This window comes from Vibrio sp. 10N.222.55.C6 (assembly GCF_041473395.1).
In the GTDB taxonomy this organism is placed as follows: Bacteria; Pseudomonadota; Gammaproteobacteria; order Enterobacterales; family Vibrionaceae; genus Vibrio; species Vibrio crassostreae_C.
This window is the reverse complement of the sequence record NZ_JBFRSD010000827.1, coordinates 1-697: the sequence shown is the minus strand read 5'-3', so window position 1 is coordinate 697 and position 697 is coordinate 1. Positions and strand designations below refer to the sequence as shown.

Here is a 697-nt window from a genome sequence, read left to right as displayed (position 1 = left end):
GCATTAACGTGCTTTTACCTGAAGTGTTTTTACCATGAATGATGTTGATTTTGTTATCGAACTTAGCATCAAAAAACTTATTGTTCTTGCTGCTATAGGCAAGGAATCTATTATATTTTACTAAAATTCCCATTGTTATACTTCCGTCTTATAAATTGATTCAAAGTAAGCTGCATACATTGTGGCTTTAAGAGTTTGAGCATCTAACTTGGAACTATTATTTTGGTTAAACATGTCGAAAAGTTCTTCTATACAGTCATCTTCATTGTATCCGTTACATTGACGATAATTAGATTTTACAAAATCAAGTATTTTCTGATGTTCAGCTTCGTCTTTACTCTTGAATAGGTCAAATGCTAAACTGAATTTTAATTCAAACGATTCACGATCAAATGGCTTGATTCCTAATTTTTGACTAATCTCTCTACTATGATCTCGCCAAAATTGGAATGCTTTTGATTTTGTTGTTATGACTTCAATCGCATTATTGATATCTTGACTATGAACCTGCTTTGATCTATCGGAAAGTCTTGCAATGCTTTTTTGGTTATATGTTAATTCCACTTCTTTGAACAGCTTGAATATCGAATCTAGTGCAGCTTTAGTGTCGCTAATTCTTCTATTAAAGATGTCTTCGAGCTTGGATCGCAGTTGATTTTCTTGCTCTTTATTTGTCTTGTTGAAATCGATGTATAAG

At 32.3% G+C, this 697-nt stretch carries 1 protein-coding gene; it reads right to left on the bottom strand.

Going from position 1 to position 697, the window contains the following annotated elements; all coding sequences use genetic code 11:
- Positions 1 to 135: 135 nt before the first annotated feature.
- Positions 136 to 697: hypothetical protein (locus AB4486_RS26390; protein WP_372119717.1), on the bottom strand; the 562-nt coding region annotated here is incomplete at its 5' end.